The sequence below is a fragment of the Pseudoalteromonas sp. ESRF-bin5 genome (genome assembly GCF_002632075.1).
Taxonomy (GTDB): Bacteria; Pseudomonadota; Gammaproteobacteria; order Enterobacterales; family Alteromonadaceae; genus Pseudoalteromonas; species Pseudoalteromonas marina.
The window spans coordinates 20649-42494 of the sequence record NZ_NTLW01000209.1; the positions used below are offsets into that span (position 1 = coordinate 20649).

At 40.1% G+C, this 21846-nt stretch carries 18 protein-coding genes; 8 read left to right on the top strand and 10 right to left on the bottom strand.

Features of this window, described 5'->3' with window-relative positions:
* Positions 1-55 precede the first annotated feature (55 nt).
* The 8 genes from recC to BCG07_RS12655 all read left to right on the top strand — a co-directional run bounded on the left by recC (position 56) and on the right by BCG07_RS12655 (position 13286).
* A complete protein-coding gene (recC, locus tag BCG07_RS12625; RefSeq protein ID WP_286890405.1) occupies positions 56-3352 on the top strand; it encodes an exodeoxyribonuclease V subunit gamma in 3297 nt (1098 codons plus the stop codon).
* Positions 3339-6905: an exodeoxyribonuclease V subunit beta gene (gene recB / locus BCG07_RS12630; RefSeq protein ID WP_286890407.1), complete on the top strand. Its 3567-nt coding sequence runs from the start codon at positions 3339-3341 to the stop codon at positions 6903-6905. Before recC ends, recB begins: the two co-directional genes overlap by 14 nt.
* The gene (recD, locus tag BCG07_RS12635; RefSeq protein ID WP_286890409.1) at positions 6902-8917 is read left to right on the top strand and encodes an exodeoxyribonuclease V subunit alpha; all 2016 of its coding nucleotides are present in this window, start codon (positions 6902-6904) and stop codon (positions 8915-8917) included. The genes recB and recD overlap by 4 nt, the downstream gene beginning before the upstream one ends.
* A gap of 4 nt (positions 8918-8921) precedes the next feature.
* Positions 8922-9143 carry a hypothetical protein gene (locus tag BCG07_RS12640; RefSeq protein ID WP_286890411.1) on the top strand — a complete coding sequence of 74 codons (222 nt, stop codon included), beginning with the start codon at positions 8922-8924 and terminating at the stop codon, positions 9141-9143.
* Positions 9144-9542: 399 nt separating this feature from the next.
* The gene (locus BCG07_RS19915; protein WP_353743800.1) at positions 9543-9812 is read left to right on the top strand and encodes a hypothetical protein; all 270 of its coding nucleotides are present in this window, start codon (positions 9543-9545) and stop codon (positions 9810-9812) included.
* A 34-nt stretch (positions 9813-9846) separates the two neighbouring features.
* Positions 9847-10710 carry a methyl-accepting chemotaxis protein gene (locus tag BCG07_RS12645; RefSeq protein ID WP_288337458.1) on the top strand — a complete coding sequence of 288 codons (864 nt, stop codon included), beginning with the start codon at positions 9847-9849 and terminating at the stop codon, positions 10708-10710.
* Positions 10711-11108: 398 nt separating this feature from the next.
* Positions 11109-12176 (top strand): hypothetical protein, encoded by a 1068-nt coding sequence (locus BCG07_RS12650; protein WP_010557284.1) that lies wholly within the window; start codon positions 11109-11111, stop codon positions 12174-12176.
* A 54-nt stretch (positions 12177-12230) separates the two neighbouring features.
* On the top strand, positions 12231-13286 hold the full coding sequence (locus BCG07_RS12655; RefSeq protein WP_286890412.1) for a hypothetical protein: 1056 nt from the start codon (positions 12231-12233) through the stop codon (positions 13284-13286).
* A gap of 46 nt (positions 13287-13332) precedes the next feature.
* Here the strand turns inward: BCG07_RS12655 and ttcA are convergent, their stop codons facing one another.
* The 10 genes from ttcA to ccoO form a co-directional block, all read right to left on the bottom strand.
* Positions 13333-14244 (bottom strand): tRNA 2-thiocytidine(32) synthetase TtcA, encoded by a 912-nt coding sequence (gene ttcA, locus BCG07_RS12660; RefSeq protein WP_008126427.1) that lies wholly within the window; start codon positions 14242-14244, stop codon positions 13333-13335.
* A gap of 95 nt (positions 14245-14339) precedes the next feature.
* Entirely contained in the window at positions 14340-15266 is a 927-nt protein-coding gene (uspE, locus tag BCG07_RS12665; RefSeq protein WP_039037900.1) for a universal stress protein UspE, read from the bottom strand.
* A 100-nt stretch (positions 15267-15366) separates the two neighbouring features.
* On the bottom strand, positions 15367-16098 hold the full coding sequence (locus BCG07_RS12670; protein ID WP_006794303.1) for an FNR family transcription factor: 732 nt from the start codon (positions 16096-16098) through the stop codon (positions 15367-15369).
* Positions 16099-16165: 67 nt separating this feature from the next.
* Complete coding sequence (locus BCG07_RS12675; protein WP_286890414.1) at positions 16166-16837, bottom strand: sulfite exporter TauE/SafE family protein; 672 nt, start codon at positions 16835-16837, stop codon at positions 16166-16168.
* A complete protein-coding gene (ccoS, locus tag BCG07_RS12680; RefSeq protein WP_006794301.1) occupies positions 16830-16997 on the bottom strand; it encodes a cbb3-type cytochrome oxidase assembly protein CcoS in 168 nt (55 codons plus the stop codon). Before ccoS ends, BCG07_RS12675 begins: the two co-directional genes overlap by 8 nt.
* Positions 16994-19369 carry a heavy metal translocating P-type ATPase gene (locus BCG07_RS12685; RefSeq protein ID WP_286890417.1) on the bottom strand — a complete coding sequence of 792 codons (2376 nt, stop codon included), beginning with the start codon at positions 19367-19369 and terminating at the stop codon, positions 16994-16996. The genes ccoS and BCG07_RS12685 overlap by 4 nt, the downstream gene beginning before the upstream one ends.
* Positions 19370-19377: 8 nt before the next feature.
* On the bottom strand, positions 19378-19869 hold the full coding sequence (locus tag BCG07_RS12690) for a FixH family protein (RefSeq protein ID WP_006794299.1): 492 nt from the start codon (positions 19867-19869) through the stop codon (positions 19378-19380).
* 149 nt (positions 19870-20018) lie between these two features.
* Positions 20019-21053 carry a c-type cytochrome gene (locus BCG07_RS12695; RefSeq protein WP_008126414.1) on the bottom strand — a complete coding sequence of 345 codons (1035 nt, stop codon included), beginning with the start codon at positions 21051-21053 and terminating at the stop codon, positions 20019-20021.
* On the bottom strand, positions 21050-21235 hold the full coding sequence (locus BCG07_RS12700) for a CcoQ/FixQ family Cbb3-type cytochrome c oxidase assembly chaperone (RefSeq protein WP_006794297.1): 186 nt from the start codon (positions 21233-21235) through the stop codon (positions 21050-21052). Before BCG07_RS12700 ends, BCG07_RS12695 begins: the two co-directional genes overlap by 4 nt.
* 5 nt (positions 21236-21240) lie before the next feature.
* The coding region (gene ccoO / locus BCG07_RS12705; protein ID WP_286890421.1) for a cytochrome-c oxidase, cbb3-type subunit II at positions 21241-21846 on the bottom strand (606 nt) is incomplete at its 5' end.

The following is a 21846-nucleotide window of genomic DNA, read 5'->3' on the forward strand; positions in this document are numbered from 1 at the left end:
CCCTATAATTGAAAATATCTTACACTGGTTTTACTTCAAGTAAGGACAGTGTCGTATGCTCAATATTATTCAATCAAACCGTATGGAAGCCCTGCAAGCTCAGTTTCATCAACTGTTAAAGGTAAGCCCATTGCAAAGCCCGTTCGATAAAGAAGTGGTGCTGGTGCAATCTCCGGGTATGTCGCAGTGGCTAAAAATTGGCTTGAGTGAGCATTTAGGTGTGGCTGCACAGGTTGATTTTCCGTTGCCATCGAGTTTTATTTGGCAACTATATCAGCAGCTATTACCTAATGTGCCTAAAGAGTCGGCCTTTAACAAACCTAACCTTGCATGGAAATTATTTTCAATTTTACCAACTTGTATTGACGAACCGCTTTATTTACCCCTAAAAACCTACTTAGAGGGCGATATTGATGGCCAAAAAACCTTTGCTCTATGTGAAAAAATAGCCGATGTGTACGATCAATACCTAATGTATCGACCGCATTGGATAGCAACTTGGGATAGCGGCAATGATGAACTTGATGACGTAGATGTCACCATTGCACCATGGCAGCCTGATTTATGGCGCCGAATTGTAAAATTAAGCAAAGAGCTGGGCCAAAGCCAATTTCACCGCGCAAATATGCAGGGGCAATTACTTGCTGCGTTGGAAAATATGGACAACAGCTTATTACCCAAACGCATTAGTTTATTTGGTATATCAGCCATTGCTAATTCTCAGCTTGATGTGTTTGAAGCATTGAGCAAAAAAACAGAGGTGTTTTTATTCTTTTTTAACCCGAGTGAGCATTACTGGGGTGACATAATCGACGAAAAAACAGCGGCTAAAATAAACGCTAAATACGCCAAAATGCCGCTGGTGGAAGCGCAGCAAAAAAAACAATCTAACCCAGATGAAGACTATTACTTTATAGGTAACCCACTTTTATCGTCCTGGGGGAAGTTAGGTCGCGATTATTTTGAACAGCTAGTGCAACTTGATGCCCGTTGGATTGATGGCTTTATAGATGCGTTTGACGCTACATTACTTGGGCAAGTACAAAGCGAAATTTATCAGCTTGCGTTTAAAGGGGAGTCGCTTACCGATAACAAAGAATGGTTTATAAACGATGAAGGTAAATTACCAGTAAGTGCAAACGATACCAGTATTACCCTTAGTGACTGCCATACACCGCTTAGAGAAGTTGAGCGATTACACGACTACTTACTTAATTTGTTTAACCAAAACCCTGCGCTTACCCCAAAAGACATTATTGTAATGATGCCCGATGTAGGCACATACAGCCCCTATATAGAAGCTGTATTTGGTGGTGCGCAAGGCAGCCGCTATATTCCCTACGCGTTAGCTGATTTAGCTATAGAGCAAGAAAAACCAGTACTAAGCTCGTTTGCCAGCTTAGCTAACTTACCGTTCTCGCGGTTTGGCGTATCAGATATTTTAGATTTACTACAAGTAACCCAAATAGCTGAAAAGTTTGGCCTTGAAGCGCACGAATACGAACAAATACAATACTGGCTTGAACGCGTAGGCGTTAAATGGGGCATCAACGCAGAACATAAACACAGTTTTGATTTACCTGCCATTGAACTAAATACATGGCAGCATGGTTTAAATCGTTTATTACTGGGTATTGCCATGCGCGACGAGCAATGCCCATTTAATGGTATTTACAGCGCCGACGAAGTAGAAGGAATGGCGCTTGATACGCTTAATAAACTGGTAGACTTTATCGATGTTCTTCAAAACTTTAAAGCCAAGCTTACCCCTGACGACACCCTCACTAATAAGGCGCAAATTTTAAGCGAGCTACTTGGCGCTGTTTACGAGAGTGAAAGCGACGACAGTTGGGATTTATTAGTGCTGCAAAAAGTGCTTGAAGATATTCAAAAGCACCACGATAACGGCGACTACAATCAAGCGGTGTCGCAGCGCATAGTTAGCTATTTAATAAAACAGGGTATACAAGAAAAAGGCGTCGGTCAGCGATTTTTAGTAGGGCAAGTAAATTTTTGTACGCTTATGCCCATGCGCGCCGTGCCATTTAAAGTAGTGTGCATGCTAGGTTTAAACGACGCTGACTACCCACGTAATGTGCAGCCTATTGGGTTTGATTTAGTACCACACTCTAAAAAACAAAAAGGTGACCGATCACGAAAATTAGATGACCGTTACCTATTTTTAGAAGCGCTACTTAGTGCTCGTGAAAATCTTTATATGAGCTATATTGGCCGCTCCTGCTTTGATAACCAACCTCGTATGCCATCAACCCTGGTGAGCGAGTTATTAGAATACATAGGGCGTAGTTTTACGCTGGGTGACGACTCATCTAAAGCATTACCTGCATGTTTGATTAGCCAGCAACACTTGCAACCGTTTAATAGCCACTACTACCAAGATAATAAAAATAGTACCGTGCTTAATAATCATAGTTATAACCCAATTTGGTTGCCAAATGAGCCCATATTTCCAGAACCAGTCACCGCACTTGATGTAAAACCACCTGAACAGTTAGAGCTTGATGTATTTATACGCAGTGTTTGCAGCGCACAAGAGAGTTTTTACAATCAAACCTTGGGTTTACGTTTGCCGCAATTTAACGAAGTAGCAAAAGATGAAGAGCCATTTAGTATTGATGCGCTGCGCCGTTACTTTTATTTAGACGAAATATTAGAAGCCACAATTAACGATACGCCAATAAGTACTGAGCAAATTTTGCAACGCGGCGAGTTACCGCAAGCGAATGTGGGAAGTTTAGTTTTACAAAGCATGCAACACCGTGTTGACGCGCTTGCAGGGCAGGTGAAAGAGCAAATAAAAGCGGGTAAAAGTGAGCCTATAGAGGTGTCGTTTAATATTCAAGGAACACAAATTCAGGGCTGGCTTAACCATATTTTTATGCAAAAGCAGGTGTTTTACCGCAGCGCCAGTATTAAAGCCAAAGACATGATTAGGGGCTTTATTTATCACCTTGTGGCACAAAGTTTGGGGCATAACCTCGAAACGTTATTACTTGGGCTTGATAAACAAATTAGCTTTGCGCCTATGGGCAAAGCCGACGCTGATTTAATTTTGGCAGATTGGTTTGAATTATATAAAGCACTGCGTAAAGAGCCTGTGGCGTTTTATCCGGTAAGTGGATACGAATACATAAAAACGGGTGGCGATATGGCAAAAGCGATGAATAAATTTAGTCCGCAATACATAGGCCGAGGTGAAGGTGAAAACCCCTACATTAGATTAACGGTGCAATCACTTAACGACTGTCAAGACGAGTTTATTAGCTGGAGCGAAAAGCTACTCGCGCCGTTATATGAGAATGCTAAGGAGAGCGACCATGCAAGCGCTTAATCCACTTACTATGCCACTCAAAGGGCAAAGTTTAATAGAAGCCAGTGCCGGTACGGGTAAAACGTATACTATTACCGGGTTATATTTACGCTATTTACTTGGCATGCAAATACCGGGTGAGCTTAATTCTCCTTTAAGTGTAGAACAGATTTTGGTAGTAACGTTTACCGACGCTGCTACTCAAGAAATCAAAGACCGTGTGCGTAACCGTATTATTGCAGCCAGAGATGCGTTACTTGGGCAAACCCCAAACGATGAGTTAATTGAAGGCGTAATTGCCGCAGTAGATGACAAACATAGAGCCTTTGATTTACTGGACGCTGCCGCAAAATCGATGGACGAAGCCGCTATATTTACGATTCATGGCTTTTGTCAGCGAATGTTAAAGCAACATGCGTTTGAATCGGGTGTGGCATTTAATTTAGAGTTTATTTTAGACGAGCGCGACATACTGCTCGAAACAATCAAAGACTTCTGGCGTTCGTTTGTTTATCCACTGAGTGAAGAGAGAACCGATGCTATTTTAGATGTATTTTCAGCACCCGAGTCTTTATTTTCTCAAGTAGCCAGTATTTTAAATAAAGCCAATGCGCACATAACACCGCAAATAAACTTAGATGATGTATGGCAAGCTCGTGATGAATACTTAGCTCTAATCCCACAGTTTAAAAAAGATTGCCAAGAACATGCATTTACTGATGCTATTAAAGGCTCAGGCCTAAGTGGTGCTAAAACACCCGCTCGCAAAGCAAGCCTTGCAGCGCTTGATGCATTTTGTGCAAGCGGTGACGTGTTTTTTGAGTTTGGTACCAATAAGTATTCGTTTGAAATATGGAGTACCGAGAACTTAAGTGACACCACTAACTATAAAAAAAATCAGCCTTTGTTTACGCATCCGTTATTAAGTCAGTTTGATACCTTATCAGCGCTTAACAACACCATGAACCAAGGTTTAAAAATAGCGTTGGTACAAGAAGCTGCACGCTGGGTAAAATCAGCCATTGTTAAGCGTAAGCAAGAGCAAAGTGTGATCACCCCCGACGACTTACTCACTAATTTATACACTGCACTTAATAATGAGCAAGGTGATGTGCTTGCGCAAAAAATTGCGCACTTATTTCCGGTTGCTATGATAGATGAGTTTCAAGACACCGATCCGATTCAGTATGGTATTTTTAGTCAAATTTATGGCCAAGCCAATACTACACTTGCCATGATAGGCGATCCTAAACAAGCTATTTACGGTTTTAGAGGCGCAGATATATTTACGTATATAGGCGCAAAAAAGGCGGTAGACGAGCCTCAACAATTTACACTGGGCACTAATTTTCGCTCAAGCCGCGATATAGTAAACAGCGTAAATAGTTTATTTAGCAAACACGACAACAGTTTTATTTATAACGATGTTATTCCGTTTAACAAAGTGAGCGCTAAGGGTAAAAAAGCAGATGAATCGTTTTTAATTGATGGTAAACCGGCTAACGCCTTTGAATTTAACGTGTTTGTAGATGAAGCCGCCGATGAAAAAAATAAACCCACCAGCAAAGGGTTAGGGCAAGCACACCTAGCCACTTACTTTGCGAATAAAATAGTCACTTTGTTAGAACGCGCTAAACAGGGCACGGCGTGCATTGGCAAAACGCCAATAAGTGCGGCAGACATATGTATTTTGGTACGTGATCGCGTTGAAGCGCAAATAATGAAAAAGGCTTTGAGCGAGGCTAAAATTGCCAGTGTATATCTTTCCCGCGATAGCGTGTTTAGCCAAGAGTTAAGCCATCATTTACTTAATTTTTTAACTGCACTACATGGTCAATATGACGAGTCATTACTTCGTGGTGTGCTCGCAGGACCGTTATTTTGTTTAAGCTATAACGATGTATACGCACTTGCGGATAACGAAAACGCTTGGCAAGAGCACTTAAACTTTTTTGCTCAGCTTAGCCATATTTGGCATAAGCAAGGGGCAATGGCCATGCTTGAGCGATTACTAAGCCATAATCAGTTAAGTGCTAAATGGCAAGGTTTAGGCTACAACGTGGAGCGGTGGCTTACCGACTTTAGACACCTTGGTGAAATATTACAGCAAAAACAAATTGAGCTTGAAGGCACATTACGCTTACTACGCTGGTTTGCGCAAAAGGTGAGTCAACAAGATGGCGAAACTGTACAGGTGCGTTTAGAAAGTGATGCCAACTTAGTTAAGATTGTGACAATGCATGCTTCAAAAGGGCTCGAATATCCATTGGTATTTATGCCGTTTGCCAGTGGTTATCGTGAAACTAAAGAAGCGCTTTATCATAAAAATGGTAAACTTATTTATGATTTAAGTAAGGATGAAGACGCACTCCAGCAGGCTGAAAAAGAGCGTTTAGCCGAAGATTTACGTTTATTGTATGTAGCGCTTACGCGCGCAGTGCATTTTTGTGCGCTGGGTGTTTATAACATAGGGCAAGGGCAAAGTAGTCGGTTAGCGATTCAAAGTAGTGCGCTTGGGCATGTGCTGTTCTCAGAGCTCGAAATTTCAAGCAGCCAAATATGGCGAACACATTTAAGTGAGTTTTGCGACAAGCACACATTTATGTGTTATCTGCAATTTACCTCTGAAGAATTACGCCAACAGGGAACCTTACAGTTTGTTAATACCGAGGCTGCTCAGCAAATTCTGAGTGTAAACAATAGTAAGGCGCACATAGAACGAGATTGGCGTGCAACCAGCTTTAGTGCATTGAGTTTTAAAAAGCACAGCGATGAATTAGCCCCAGGGCGAAGCGATGAAGATCACGAGAAAGACGAGTTTGCCGTTCAACAAGACGAACTCCCTTCACCTTTTAGTTTTCCTAAAGGGGCAAAGCCAGGAAGCTGTTTACACGAAATTTTTGAACAAATTGATTTTACAAGTCCCGTTGTTCACCCCACAAACAGCGAGCAAAATTTGTCACAGGTAATTAAACGGGCCTTTGAAAAATATCACATTAGCGACACATGGCAGCCAATTGCGCAGCAGTGGGTGCTCGATGTGCTAAATTGCCCATTGAATGCTCAAACTGATTTAAGTTTAAGTAAGCTAGCGCCCAGTGACTGCTTAGTCGAAATGGAGTTTAATTTACCGCTGACGAGTTTAAGTGCCCCCAAGCTTAACGAAGTGCTAATTAAACACTTTGGCTTTGTACAAAGTAAGCTGGATTTTTCTCATGTTAAAGGGCTTTTAAAAGGCTTTGTGGATTTAATATTTTGCTACCAAGGGAAATATTATATTTTAGATTATAAATCTAATTACTTAGGTAATACGCCTAAAGATTATGATCCCGAGCAGCTAGAGCAAGCCATGAGCAGCCATCAATACCATTTACAGTATTTAATATATACCGTAGCGCTGCATAGGCTATTAAAGCAACGCATTAGTGACTACTCAATTGAGCGTCACTTAGGGGGCGTGTATTACACCTTTTTACGTGGCATGCCAGCAGGGCAAGGTGTTTTCTTTAATCAATTGACACTAGAGCAAGTAACTATCTTAGATGGCTTATTTAGCCAAGGAGTCATGCTATGAGTGAGTTAAATCAACAGCCGGGTTTATTTGACGCGCTAGAAGACGACGTTGAACAAACGCCTTTAGCGTATGAGCAACAGGCAGAATCTAATAGCGTGGTTACTGAAGTGCCGTTACTGGATTATTTACTGGGTGAAAATAGAATACGCGTCGTTGATGTAAAACTTGCGCAGTTACTCTCAAATACGGATGAAAGAACACATAATGAGCTGTTTTATATTGTATTATTGTTATCTATAGCCCAACAAAACCAGCACAGTTGCTTAACATTAAACACCATAGATTGGGCCAATCCGTTTAATTTACGCCAAGGTGACTTTAATAAAGTTGAAGGAAATATTCCCACTACGTATAGCCCATTTTTGCAAGGATTTAACCAACAAACCGCGTTAACCTACTTACAAAATCATCAAAGCGTTGGGGATGCCAAACCACTTCAGTTATTTGACCAACGCCTTTATTTTTCGCGTATGGCAGCTTACGAACACATACTTGCAGAGCGGCTATTAGCGATGAGTGAGCGAGCGCTTAATATTGATAGTCAAACTCTTACTACTTTATTACAACATTATTTCCCAGAGCCACCCGTGGCCGACGTTGACTGGCAAAAAGTGGCGTGCGCCATTGCAGCAACTAAAGGGTTTAGTGTAATAACCGGTGGGCCAGGAACAGGTAAAACAACCACAGTAACTAAGTTGCTGGCTATATTGCAATCGCTTTACAAAGCAGCGCCATTAAGCATAAAGCTGGTGGCACCGACGGGTAAAGCTGCGGCAAGGCTAAGTGAGTCTATTTTAGGGGCTAAAAATCAGCTAAGTAGTATACCCGACGATATAAAAGCGCTGATCCCTGATACTGCGCAAACTATTCATCGCTTATTGGGGGTAAAACCTTTTACTAATAAATTTAGACACAGTCAAAGCAACCCTCTGCACTTAGATGTGTTAATTATTGATGAAGCAAGCATGGTGGATTTATCGCTAATGGCGAAATTAATTGAAGCTTTGCCTGCTCATGCTCGATTAATACTGCTTGGTGATAAAGACCAACTTGCTTCGGTTGATACAGGCAGCGTTATGAGCGATTTGTGCCAAGGGCTAGCACTTGGGCGCACACCTAACTACTCAAAGCAGCGGTGTGATGAATTAAATGCGCTTTGTTTTAATGATCAGCCTACATTAATATCGCAGGGAAATAGCCTATTTAAACTAGCCGATTGCATTGCCTTTTTACAACGCAGTTACCGCTTTGACGCTAAAAGTGGCATAGGGCAACTGGCATTGGCAGTTAATACAAATAATAGTGGCTTATTAAATTATGTAGAGCAGGAAAGTGTTGAAGGGCGTTTTAGTGATGTTATTTTGGATTACGACTTTATAGGTAAACCAATAGAAAACCTAGTAAAGCGAGCAGCCAAACATTATGCACATTATTTAAATTTAATTGCCCAAGGTGAGAGTGTAGCCAAAGTGCATGCTGCGTTTGCAGGTTATCAATTACTGGCCGCAGTAAAAGAGGGCGACTACGGCGTTAATAGTTTGAATCAACGCATCGAACGCACCCTGCAGCAACAAGGGTTAATAAACGTAACCCCAAACCAGCGCCACTATAGTGGTATGCCCATAATGGTGAGCCAAAACGATTACCAATTAAAGCTCTTTAATGGCGATATTGGTATTTTAATGAATGATGAAGCTGGGCAGCTTAAGGCTATATTTATTGACGAGCAGGGCAGCACACGTGCATTTTCACCGGCCCGTTTACCCGCCCATGACAAGGTGTTTGCAATGACAATACATAAGTCTCAAGGGTCAGAATTTAGCTATACCGCAATGGTTTTACCGCCATTACAGCAGGCAAGTGTTGGGGTTAATCGCCAGCTTGTTTATACCGGAATTACCCGTGCTAAACATACTTTTGAGTTAGTTGCCGATAAAAAGGTACTGCAGTTAGCAATGAACAAAACTGTATCGCGCTCATCTGGTTTATATGAGCGGTTACAAGTGAAATAACCTTATGAAAACCTCATTTACAATAAATCGCATTACTACAAATTTTGGCATATTTAGAGTAAAAGGGCTGTGGTGCACTCAATACGAAAACATCGATAGCGTAGAAATAACCTCGCTACAAATAATGGGAACAGACGGTTGGGTACGTATAAGTCACCAATATGAAAAAAACGCCCAGTGCATAGAAACGTTATTACCTGCACTATTACTGCATTTAAAAGCGTAAATGGGGCTTAAACAGTGATTTTAGTGAAATAGCCCATCGTAAAGTTTGACTTATATGGAGGCTATATTAAAGTAATAAATGGTCCCAAATGTGTGTTAAGTGTTTACTTTACCATGTAAAAGTCTTGGTTTTGGTTGAACTTTAAGCAAATTATTTAACGCTAGGGCAAATTTCATTTATCACGTAGATAAATTAGCCTCTGCATTTATAAATTTCATACCTCGAGTATTAGTAAGGATATTAATGTTTTTTTCTAATAGTAAACAAAACGAAATAGCATCTTTAAAAGCAGAGCTTTACCCACTACAACAAGTATGGGAAGGCCTTAATCGTGAAATGCTAGTAATTAATATTCTTTATGACGGACGAATTTCCCACGCAAACGAGCAGCTCCTTAATATGCTGGGCTATCGAGAAAATCATATTATTAATACTCCGCTTTTAGATATTATTTCTGAACATTCCCAGCACTCAGACGAGTACAAAAGCTTACAAAAAGCGATTAAAAAAGAGGGCCATTGGGGGGGGCGCGTTACAATTTATTCGCCAAGACGGTCAAGTAGAGTGGTTACGTTTAATTGTTCACCCTGTAAAAGGAGAACAAGATCAGCTTTTATATTTTTCTATTTTTTGTACTGTATTAACCAAAACAATTTCAGCATCGCGTGAGCAAAGTGACACAATCAAAGCGATTTACCGATCAATGGCGGTTATTGAATTTGATTTAGAAGGACATGCATTAAAGGCTAATCAGCAATTTTTAGATGCAATGGGCTACAAAGAACAAGAAATATTAGGCCAACATCACCGTATTTTTTGTGAGCGCGAAGAGTCAGAATCACAAGAGTATCAGGCCTTTTGGTCAAAACTCAGGCAAGGACAGTTTATAGCGTCTCGATTTAAACGTGTTGATAAGCATGGCAACATTGTCTGGTTAGAGGCCTCTTACAATCCTATTTCTAATGATGCCGGAAAGCTCTATAAAGTAATGAAGTTTGCGACTGTCATTACGGAGCAAGTAAACCGAGAAATTGCGATTTCTCAAGCCGCCGAGATTGCCTACAGCACCTCAACACAAACAGATAAAAAAGCAGAACAAGGCGCTGAAGTAATTAAAGACACAGTGGCTGTTATGACAGAGCTTGCTATAAATATGGAGCAAGCGGCCAGCGAAATCTCTGCATTGGATCAACAATCTCAACAAATAGCGAGCATTGTGCAAAGCATTAGCAGTATTGCTGAGCAAACTAATTTACTTGCACTCAATGCAGCTATTGAGGCCGCCCGTGCTGGTGAGCAAGGTCGGGGGGTTGCCGTTGTAGCAGACGAGGTTCGTTTACTCGCATCACGTACATCTAAAGCAACAGAGGAAATAGTTGAAGTTGTACAGCGTAACCAATCGCAAACCCAAAACACGGTTGATGTAATCGAAAAAGGGAAAGAAAAAGCAGAGCAAGGCTTAGCTTTATCTAAAGAGTCGGGCAATGTTATGAGTGAAATACAAAATGGTGCTCAAGAAGTTGTAAATGCTATAGGGCAATTTACAAGCGAGCTTAAAGGTCAATAAAGGCAGTTAAAAATTTTTGCCAAGGCTAAACCACGTTTAGGCTTGGCAAAATAGATTGCACTCCTCAGCTATACTTTTACAAACCCACCATATAATTCCAAAAAAGACAATTTTTAAATTATTGATTAAAAGCAAATTTTGTTTTGATCTTATATAAATGATAATAAATTGTTGCAATTTTGTTCTTTGTTCCTAATACTGGTCATTGTCTGGACTGATCAGTCATACTAATTTGCTTAACTAAGTACATTACCTAAGGCAGGTAAAATAGAGTTATAACTCGCTGATAGTAGAGTCAGGTTATTTTCTCTAATGCTTAATATTGCAGATAAGTAAAAAAAGACACTAATAATGAATACCTTAACAAATAATATTTAACACACACATTAAGGAATTTTATGAACAACACACACACACACAAGTGGATAAAACCTCAGCATATAGTGGGCGCATGCCTTGCTATGCTAATGAGTTTTTCAGCTGCAAGTAAAGATCACAAAATAATATTAATTCATGGTTTGCAGGTATCTCAAATAACCAATAAATCAGGTAGCGACGTTGTAAATGATGGCGAAACATATTGGCAGTCGTATTGGAATAACAGAGCAGATGAACGAATTGATTGGCCTGCCTACGAGCGTGTTGAAGGTAAAATAGCAACAGATTGGGTTTGGCCTAAATTAAAGCAGTTATCTCGCTCAAACTTATGTGCTGATGGCTGTGTATTAGTGACACACTCTACTGGGGATTTAATTGCTCGCCATATTATTGATAACCAAGCAAACTGGTTAGAAAACGCAGGGCTTTCGCCACTCAATATTGTTGCTACATTTGATTTAGCCGGTGCTGGTGGCGGTAGTGAACTTGCTGATGTTGCTGTAAGTGCACTTACAGGTGCATCGTGGAATTTTGCTATAGATGCTGCACTTAGATGGTGGCTAGGAAGCGATGTTACCGAAGCGGTTGGCGTGTTACACGATTTAAAAGTAAATAATGCGCGTAAAATATCTCCATTTCCAGATGCGCGTACACCTCGTTTACGTTTTGTTGCCGACGGTAATGAATACTTAGGGATCACTGGCGCATTTTTAAAAGGTAATGATGATTCGGTTGTTGCGTCGCACTCATCATGTGGTGCAAGCTCAGCACGGTCATTTGGTAGCTGTAGCAGCAGTATTGATACTGATGGTCGATTAAAATCACAAAGTGATGCGGTAAATAGTTTTATGCCTAACCATTACCCTATGATGATGAGTGACAGCTACAGCCATAATGAAATTCATAATGCTCAGCGTAAAGGTAATGTAACCATTGCTATGAATAACATTAATGTCGACGGACAAAATGTTGGCTTTAATACATTTGATCAAACAACAGGGTCGTGGTTTTGGAAAAAGAACTACCGTTATATTAAAAATTCAAACACAACGAGTGCTTCTGCATTAATTTATAATGTGATCCCATAAACGTTAAAAGTGCAGCTTAATTAAGCTGCACTTTTTATAAGGATTGAGCTATTAATGATAAAAAAAATTCTAGTAGTCGTTTCGGTAATGGCTTTACTGGCTTTATTAGTTTGGCCCTCTCAAGAAGAGGCTAAAGTTGAAGTCGCTGTTGTTAAGATAAAACAGCCTTTGCCCGCTGAGAGTAAATTAAACATACAAGCAACCACTGCAAACTTACCCGCTAAATCACCACCAAAACAAAAAGTAACAACAGATTATAATAGCAACTTAGCAAAAGCAGCAGAGCAGGTTGCCACTCAATACGAGCGTGCGCTTAAATATCCGCCATATTCACAACCATTGTCTGAGTTTGATGAAGACCGTTTAAAACCTAATCAATTTTACCCTGTTGAAAGTCCAATAGACGACAAAGGAAATGCGGTTACAGTCAGTCTTAGTAAATATAGGTTTGTGTATCCAGAAGAAATAACATTAAAAGTCAGCGCAGGTGGCCTTAAAAATGTGAATGTAGAGCTTGCCAATACAGATACAAAAGAGACTGTAACAACCTATAAAAGTAATGCACAAGATGGCGAAGCCAATGTTATTTTTAAAGCTGAGGAAGACTATCCGCGAAATTTACAAATATTTGTTGAAGCAAATGTTGATGGAAAACAAATCCCTGTAGTGGCGCAAATTCAATATATGCCACCGAGTGCGACACTTATTGGTTTTGAGTCGGCATACCCACAAAGCGAAAACATGCTTATACCCGCCAATTTAAAAGTAGTAAAAAAGGGCTTGTACCGTATTCGGGCGAACCTTTTTACTGGCGACACACCACTTGCGCACTTGGTGAGTAAACAACGTTTAAGTGAAGGAAGCCAAACTATTGATTTAAAAGCGCACTGGTCAATTTTGCCGCAAGGCATGGCTGATATGCGTTTGAGTGGATTTGTAATTGAAAGGATGTCGCCAAGTCCTGGCGAGCGAAACAGTTTTGGTAATAGTGAAATTAGCCACTTTGATATAAATGACTTTCCTTTTGACAGTTTACAACAGCTGCCATACCAACCTAATGAGCAAGAAAAATTAAGCTTGGAATTTTTGAAAGGGTTAGCCGACGGTTAAACTAGTTTTGGGTTTGCTTTAATGCAAACCCAAAAATACAACGTAGTTAGCTTAAGTTAATTGTAACAACGCCAGCGTTTTCTTCGTCTGTATCGCTGTTGACAGGCACTTTAGGAATATCTGGCTTGTCGAGTGCAATATCGCCGCCATCAATCACTTCACCCGTTTTTAGGTTTTCAAAATCAAATAATTCAGCATCGGCTAAATGAGATGGCACAACATTTTGCATGGCTGTAAAAATACTCTCAATGCGACCCGGATGATCTTTATTCCATTGCGCTAACATGTTTTTTGTATGTTTACGCTGCAAGTTTTCTTGAGAACCACACAAGTTACACGGAATGATAGGATAGCCTTGAGTAAACGCGTATTTGCTAATGTCTGCTTCTTTACAGTAGGCAAGCGGGCGGATAACCATATGCTCGCCGTTGTCGCTCATTAATTTAGCAGGCATACTTTTTAGTTTTCCACCATAAAACATGTTTAAAAACAGTGTTTCAATCATGTCGTCACGGTGATGACCAAGAGCAATTTTAGTTGCACCAAGCTCTTTAGCTGTGCGGTATAAAATACCACGGCGTAAGCGAGAACACAGCGAGCAGGTGGTTTTACCTTCAGGAATTATGTCGGTTACAATACTGTAGGTATCTTCTTCTACAATTTTGTACTCTACATCGAGTTTATCTAGGTACTCTGGCAATACATGTTCAGGGAAGCCGGGCTGCTTTTGGTCTAAATTAACAACTACAAGATCAAATTTAATGGGGGCAACACGTTTAAGGTGCTGCAGCATTTCAAGCATTGTATAGCTATCTTTACCACCAGAGAGGCAAACCATTATACGGTCACCTTCTTCAATCATGTTAAAGTCCATAACCGCTTGGCCAGTTAAACGGCGTAAACGCTTTTGTAACTTATTAAAGTTATATTGAGCTTTGGCTTGAGCTGAGTTAGACACTACGCCCCCTTAGTAAACAATGCAGCAAATTACTTGCTAGAAATAAAGGGGCGTATTATATGTTATTAGCATATCGGGAGCTACAGCAAAATTTATTAATCTTTTGCCAGTGGGCTAACGTAGCCGTCTGGTTTTAGTGCTAATACATCGCAGTCTAGGCTATCTATTACATGCTCTGCAGTATTGCCAACTAGCGCAGCACTTAACCCTGTACGTCCAACAGTTCCAATAACCACTAATTCACTATTCAAACGATTTGCAATATCAGGAATTACATCTTCTGGTAAGCCTTCTTCAATAAAGCATTGCTCAGTAGTTAATGTAAATTCAGTAGCCAGTGCATTAGTTGATTCTATATGGTGTTTTTTAACTGATTCGTTGTAAAGACTTGGATTAAACTCTGGTATTTCAATAGCTATATTAATAGGGGTGGCAGGATATGCATTGACTAAATTAAGCTTTGCGTTAGCAAGTTCGCATAAAAATTGCGCGTCTTTGATTATACGTTTGTTTAATGCAATATGCTGATCATTCTCACTCACTGCGTTAACAGCAGCTAAAATATTGCCATTTTCAGGCCATGCCATTTCTTTTACAAATAATACTGGAGTAGGGCATTTACGCACCAAATGCCAATCTGTAGGGGTAAATATCACCGATTTTAGTGCACCATGTTGATGAGTACTTTTAATGACTAAATCGTAATTTTGATCGATAACTGTTTCAATAATGGCTTCGTAAGGGCGGTTATGCCAAACAACTAATGTTTCAATATTTAAGTTATTGTAAGGTGAAACTAAATCGTTGAGCCAGAGTTCGCGGTCTTTTAAAACTGCTTCGCGCATTGCTTCACGCTCATCGCCTGAAAGCATCGTTGTCATTTCATAAGAGAAGTCATAGACCGTCATGAATGCTGTAATTGTTGCGCCAGATTTTTTTGCCAGTTCGACTGAGCGCGCTAAACCATGTTGATCGTCTTTGGTGGGGTCAATAACCGCAAGAATGCGTTTAATTGTGTTCATGTGCTACTCCATTTATCTAACTGGTGTACTTTTAGTGTAACTCAAATACAAAACAGTTAAAGGCTTAGCACATAAATTGTTGTTCTATATCAATGTATACCTATTTAACAATGGCTGCTGCTTTAGCAAGTGCATCATTATCTAAAATAGTAATAAACTTGCCTTCTACTTTAATTAAATCGGCTTTTTGAAAGCGACTTAATAAACGGCTAATGGTTTCTACTGTTAGGCCTAAGTAATTACCTATTTCACCACGGGTCATAGTAAACCTAAACTCTTTACGCGAAAAACCACGCTCACCAAATCGCTCAGACAAGTTATAAATAAAACTTGCTAGGCGTTCTTCTGCCGATTTTTTGTTAAGCAGTAAAAGCATTTCTTGATCGTAGGTAATTTCACTGCTCATTAAACGCATTATTTGCTGGCGTAGTTTAGGTAATTTACCTGCAAGCTCGTCAAGAGTGTCGAAGGGAATTTCGCAAATCATTGAGGTTTCTAAGGCTTGAGAAAAGCTCTGATGTGCCATTTTACTAATGGCATCAAAACCAACTAAGTCACCTGCTAAATGAAAGCCAGTAATTTGCTCATCACCTTGCTCAGACAAGGTGTATGATTTAAATGAGCCAGAGCGTACAGCATAAATCGCTTTTAATGGTGCACCTGATTCAAATAAATAGTCACCTTTGTGTAATGGTTTTTTTCGCTCAATAATTTCGTCAAGCTTATCCATTTCTTGGCCATTTAACGAAAACGGTAAACACAATTGGCTTATGCTGCAGTTATTACAGCTAATAGCACAATTACCTTTAGCGCGACTTTGAGTGAAATCCATAATTTTATCCGTTTTAGTTTTTATATACAGGGGGAAATAAACCTGAAAAGGTTAATACATCTTAACATTAATATACTAACTTGTCGGTTGCAATAATCAATAAGTAGATACCATACCAAATTATAACACTGCCTAATACTATTCGGGTCCAAGGATGATTTATTATACTATTGAGTTTTTGCGCAGTGATCCCTACTGTGATCATGGCAGGAAATGTACCTAGTGCAAAACATAGCATAACTATTGCGCCATCAAATGCTGTGGGGCTCGTCATTGCCCAGGTTAGCGCTGAATAAACCAAACCGCACGGAAGCCAGCCCCATAAAGCCCCATAGCCTATGGCTTTTACTGTTGAGTCAACCGGCATTAAATATTTGTTAAGCTTAATAATATGCTGCCAAATAAGTGTTTTACCAACTTTTTCAAGCCATTGAAGTGTAGGTCCTAAGCGCATTATGTAAACGCCTACTAACAGCATAAAAATTGCTGCAATAAATGAAAGCGTTATAGAAAATGATGTGTTTTGTTTAGCAAATTGGCTGCTTATACCCGCAACGAGTGAGCCTGCAAGCATGTAACTTATTGCTCGCCCTATATTATAAGCAAATGAATAGGTAAGTGTTTTACGTTTGTCGCTGGCTAATTGTAAAGAGCTGGCAATTCCTCCACACATTGCTATGCAGTGGCCGCTGCCAATCAAACCCATTAAAAATGCGCTAATGTATAAAGGGTCAATCATTACTTTTGTTATGCTGCTCTTTGTCATCTTCAAACAAAATACTGTGGCCTTGTTTGTTCAAATCAGAAAACTGCTCGCTTCTTACCGCCCAAAAAAATACACCAATGGCAATAAGCACAAACAATATGGCAATGGGGATCAAAATATAAATTATGCTCATAACTTTAATAGCCTTAGTGAATTACAAATCACAATAATTGAGCTGGCAGACATACCAATGACGGCCATCCATGGAGCAACTAACCCAAGTGCTGCAAGCGGTAATATTGAACCATTATATAATAAAGACAATGTTAGGTTTTGTTTAATAATACGCCGAGTCTGTTTAGCTATATTGAGTAAGTGATCAATAGACGCCAAATCGCTATTTAGCAGTACAACATCGGCGCTGTTTTTTGATATATCAGCGCCAGTTTCCATTGCAATAGACAAATGGGCGCTTGCAAATACAGGGCTATCGTTTATGCCATCACCCACCATAGCGACCACTTCATTTTGAGATGAAAATGCCTCTACGGCTGTTTGTTTATCTTGTGGTGAGCAGCCAGATTGCACGCTATCTAAGTTCAATTGCTTAGCTACTTTTTTGCCCGCATCTGACGCATCGCCAGTAAGCATGTGGCAAGTTAATTGCTGCGCATGTAACGATTTAATTAAACTTTGAGCATCGTGCTTTATTTTATCTACAAAATAAAAACGTGCCACAACGTGTTTGTTTATATACAAACTGGCTTGCGCGTTTGTTTTTTTACTGTCAAACCAACCACTTTTACCTATAGCGTAGTGGGTGGTTTCATCTTGTGCACTAATCCCTAAACCTGCGTGCACTTCAATGTTATGAAGACTATGCTTTGCTGGAGTGTAGCCGTCAAATGCACTTGCAATCGGGTGCTCAGAAAAGCGCTCCAACATTGCTGCAATAGCCATTACACCATCCTTTGAGTAGCTGTTGTCGATAATATCTACTTCATCAAGGCTAAATTTACCTTGTGTGAGTGTGCCTGTTTTATCAAACGCAAATAAGGTTAGTTTTGAAAGGGTTTCAAGTACATGGGCTTGTTTAATTAAAATCCCCTTTTTGGTTAGGCTGGCAATTGCACAGGTTAGGGCTGTAGGTATTGCTAGGCTTAAAGCGCAAGGGCAGGTTGCGACTAATACTGAAATAGTAATCCAAAAAGCATGCTCCGGATCAATTTGATACCAACCAATGGCGGTCAACGAGGCAAATACCAATAAGCAAGCTACAAACCCTTGTGCTACTTTATCAGTTATTTCTACCAGCTTAGGCCGCTTTGTAAGCGCATTGTGTTGCAGACGAATAATTTGATTTAAAAGGGTGTTTTGGCCTATTTTATTTATTTTAATTTCAATAACACCATCGTGGTTTACACAGCCGGCATACACATTATGACCTATGAACTTGTTGACCGGTTGGTGTTCGCCGGTCATCATTGATTCATCAACGGTCGTTTTACCTTTAATGAGTTCGCCGTCGGCTGGAATGGTTTCACCTGCTTTAATAAGCACAACATCATTAAGCTTAAGCTTTTTAGCCGCAATAATGAGTTCTTCACCACTATCAGTAAGTGTGCGAGCCGTTAATGGTAGTAACTTTTGAAGGTTTGCTGTGTATTCACTCGCTTTTAAACGCGCTCTAAATTCTAAATATTTACCTAATAATAATAAAAAGGTAAACATGCAAATAGATTCAAAATATACCTCACCAACTTGCATAACGGTTGCATAACAACTGGCTCCGTAGGCGCCAAAAATTGCTAAAGAAACAGGTAAATCCATATTAAGCTGTTTAGCTTTTAAGCCGTTAATTGCGTTGGTTAAGAAGGGCAGCGCACTATACAAAATAACAGGAGAAGCTAATACAAGGCTTATCCATCTAAAGTACTGTTCAAAGTTACTATCCATACCTGAAAACATGCCAAAATACATGGCAAATGCAAACATCATTACTTGCATTGTCATTAGGCCTGCCACACCCAAGCGGCGAATGTATGCTTTTGCAGTTTGTTGTTTTTGTTGTGCTTCGGTATCGGCCTGAAATGGATATGCTTTGTAGCCTATTTTAGCCAAGGCGGTAATAACATCACTCAGTGGAGTTGCTGTTTTGTCCCATTGGATCATTGCACGGTTAGTTGAGGTATTTACATCTACCCGTTTTACAGTGTTTAAACTCAATAATTGCTTTTCTATAAGCCACGCACATGCGGCGCACGTAATGCCTTCAACACTCAGTAATACCTCTGAAATATTGTTGCTTGTGGCTATAAATTCATCTTGAATATCTTCGTTGTCGTAACTTTTAATAAACGCCAATTGCTCAGGAACAAGTTGCTCTACTTTACCCGCACTGACTGTGCGGTATTTGTAGTAATCAGTCATTCCTTGCTCAACAATATTTTGCGCTACGGCCTGGCAGCCAATGCAACACATTGGCTGAGGGGTATCGTCTATTGTTACTGTGGCGCTAAATCCCTTTGGCACACTTTCAAGGCAATGAAAGCAAGAATTAGACATAATAATAACTACTTATAGTTTGGCGTAACTAAAACGGTTTCAACCGTAGGTAGGGTAATGTTTTCTTTTAGTTTCCATGTTTTATCGATAGGTTCAACAAAAATGGAATAGGCACCTTCAGTGTAATTTTCAAGAAGTGCGGTGAATTCTTTGTTTGCATTAGCTGTAAGTGTTGCTTCAAAGTCGTGTGCTTTGATTGTGCGGTGATAAAACGATACTTTTAAAGCTGATACATTACTGCTATCGCCTTTGGTAAATTTAAAACTCACTCGGTCGTTAGTTACGGCTAATTCACCATGTAAGTAAAGTGCTTTTGCTTTCTCGAACTTACTGAGCTCTAAATTAATTGCTTTACCTTTTTTATAGTAATCATCAACGACCATATCTGGGCCATTGCCAATTGCCGTTATTAGTAAAGTAATACAGCCAACAATAGCTGCTAGCGGGAAAAAAATTAAAAACCAAGGCCAAAAGTTTTTATACCACGGAGTAGGTTGCATAGTGACTCTAATATTAGTTTCGAAGAGGTTATTTTATAGTAATTGTACGTAAAAGACTAAAAAAAAGCCTCCAAGTGGAGGCTTTTTTGATCTGGATTAATCTATTGAATTTAATAAATTAATTTATAAACATTCTATTAACAGCGTGCTTATTTATCTTGCGATAAGTTGTAAACGTACGCAGTTAAAAGGTGGATTTTATCTTCACCTAAAATGTCTTTCCACGCAGGCATTACACCGGCACGACCGTTAAGCAGTGTTTCTTCAACGGCACGTTGAGAACCACCGTATAACCATATGTTGTCGGTTAAGTTTGGTGCGCCAAACGGTAGGTTATGAGCAACAGAGCCTTTGCCGTCTGCACCGTGACACGCTGCACACATAGCAAACTTAGCTGCACCAGCGGCTGCATCTTTTTGGTTAACTGTACGACCAGAAAGGCTCAACACGTGTGCTGTCATTTCTTTTATACCTTGCTCACCTAATGCTGCTCCCCAAGGAGGCATAGCTGCAACACGACCAATTAGGAGTGTTTCTCTAATTTTGTCTGGTGTGCCACCATATAACCAGTCTTTATCAGTTAGGTTAGGGAAGCCAATACCACCACGCGCGTCAGAGCCGTGACATTGTGCACAGTTTTGAGAGAATAAACGCTGACCAATTTCTAGTGCTAATTGACCATCTGTTTGCTCATGCTCTGTGCCATTTTCAAGAGCTAGCTGCTGCGCTGCATCACCATCAATTTTAGATTGAACTAAATCTAAAACAGGTACTTTTGCAAGTCGGTTAAAAATAGGACCAAAACGCTCTTCTGCTGCTTCATACTCTTTATCAAGTTTTACAAAACGGCCTTCTTCAGCTGCTAACTTAACGGCTTCTTTCGATTCCGCTAAAGAGGTAATACCCTGATTAGAGCTTGTCCATTTACCTAACCCTTCCCAGTTACCTAAACCTGGGTATGCTGCTAGGTAATAAACAGACCAAATAAACGTTGCGAAGAACATGTAAGTCCACCACTTAGGTAGTGGATTGTTCAGTTCGGTAATACCGTCATACTCATGCCCACAATCTTCACCTTCTTCAACACCAGCGTAGTTTTTTAAGTTCCACACTAATAGGCCAAAGATAATAAGTAAGCATGCTAGGGTTAAAACAATAACCCAAATACTCCAAAAGCTAGTCATTTTTCAGACTCCTTTTCCTCGTTAGAGAGTGTGTTGTTATGTTTTTTTTCATCTTCAAAAATGGCATTAGCAGCGTCGTCAAAACGATTTTTGGTACGCTTGCTGTATGCCCATACAACAATCACAATAAACAATACTAAAATTACCAGAGTTAAAATGCCTCTGTATGTTCCGTAATCCATAATAATTACTTCAAGTGCGTGCCAAGCTGTTGCAAATAAGCGATAAGGGCTTGCATTTCTGTTGCACCTTTACCGTCATTCATTGCATCAACTTTGGCAACGTCAGCTATTAGTTCTTCATCGCTACCGTAACCTAAACCCGGATGTTTTGGATTTTCTGGGTTAATAGCGAATGTATCACGGAAAATTTGTAGTTTTTTCAGAGTTAAGCTGGTATCAACTGTGTTCTCTGCTAACCAAGGGAAACCTGGCATATTAGACTCAGGAACCACATCACGCGGGTTCACTAAGTGAGCATAATGCCAATCGTCCGAGTAACGTTTACCAACACGAGCAAGGTCAGGTCCAGTACGTTTAGAACCCCATTGGAAAGGGTGATCCCATACTGACTCGCCTGCTACAGAGTAGTGGCCGTAACGTTCAACTTCGTCACGAAAAGGACGGATCATTTGTGAATGACAGTTATAACAACCTTCACGCACGTATATATCGCGACCTTCCATTTCTAATGCATTTAGAGGACGTAAGCCATCTACTGGTTTTGTTGTGTCGTCTTGGAACATAAGTGGAGTAATTTCAACTAATGCACCAAAGCTAATAGCAAAAACAGT

Bases quoted from the DNA above. Each gene is read 5' to 3' on its own strand.
- BCG07_RS12700 (WP_006794297.1), bottom strand. From the start codon at position 21,235: ATGGATTACGGAACATACAGAGGCATTTTAACTCTGGTAATTTTAGTA.
- BCG07_RS12670 (WP_006794303.1), bottom strand. From the start codon at position 16,098: ATGGATTTCACTCAAAGTCGCGCTAAAGGTAATTGTGCTATTAGCTGT.
- BCG07_RS19915 (WP_353743800.1), top strand. From the start codon at position 9,543: ATGCTGGGCTATCGAGAAAATCATATTATTAATACTCCGCTTTTAGAT.
- BCG07_RS12645 (WP_288337458.1), top strand. From the start codon at position 9,847: ATGGCGGTTATTGAATTTGATTTAGAAGGACATGCATTAAAGGCTAAT.
- BCG07_RS12675 (WP_286890414.1), bottom strand. From the start codon at position 16,837: ATGATTGACCCTTTATACATTAGCGCATTTTTAATGGGTTTGATTGGC.
- BCG07_RS12685 (WP_286890417.1), bottom strand. From the start codon at position 19,369: ATGTCTAATTCTTGCTTTCATTGCCTTGAAAGTGTGCCAAAGGGATTT.
- recD (WP_286890409.1), top strand. From the start codon at position 6,902: ATGAGTGAGTTAAATCAACAGCCGGGTTTATTTGACGCGCTAGAAGAC.
- ccoS (WP_006794301.1), bottom strand. From the start codon at position 16,997: ATGAGCATAATTTATATTTTGATCCCCATTGCCATATTGTTTGTGCTT.
- BCG07_RS12690 (WP_006794299.1), bottom strand. From the start codon at position 19,869: ATGCAACCTACTCCGTGGTATAAAAACTTTTGGCCTTGGTTTTTAATT.
- BCG07_RS12695 (WP_008126414.1), bottom strand. From the start codon at position 21,053: ATGACTAGCTTTTGGAGTATTTGGGTTATTGTTTTAACCCTAGCATGC.
- recC (WP_286890405.1), top strand. From the start codon at position 56: ATGCTCAATATTATTCAATCAAACCGTATGGAAGCCCTGCAAGCTCAG.
- uspE (WP_039037900.1), bottom strand. From the start codon at position 15,266: ATGAACACAATTAAACGCATTCTTGCGGTTATTGACCCCACCAAAGAC.
- BCG07_RS12655 (WP_286890412.1), top strand. From the start codon at position 12,231: ATGATAAAAAAAATTCTAGTAGTCGTTTCGGTAATGGCTTTACTGGCT.
- BCG07_RS12640 (WP_286890411.1), top strand. From the start codon at position 8,922: ATGAAAACCTCATTTACAATAAATCGCATTACTACAAATTTTGGCATA.
- BCG07_RS12650 (WP_010557284.1), top strand. From the start codon at position 11,109: ATGAACAACACACACACACACAAGTGGATAAAACCTCAGCATATAGTG.
- recB (WP_286890407.1), top strand. From the start codon at position 3,339: ATGCAAGCGCTTAATCCACTTACTATGCCACTCAAAGGGCAAAGTTTA.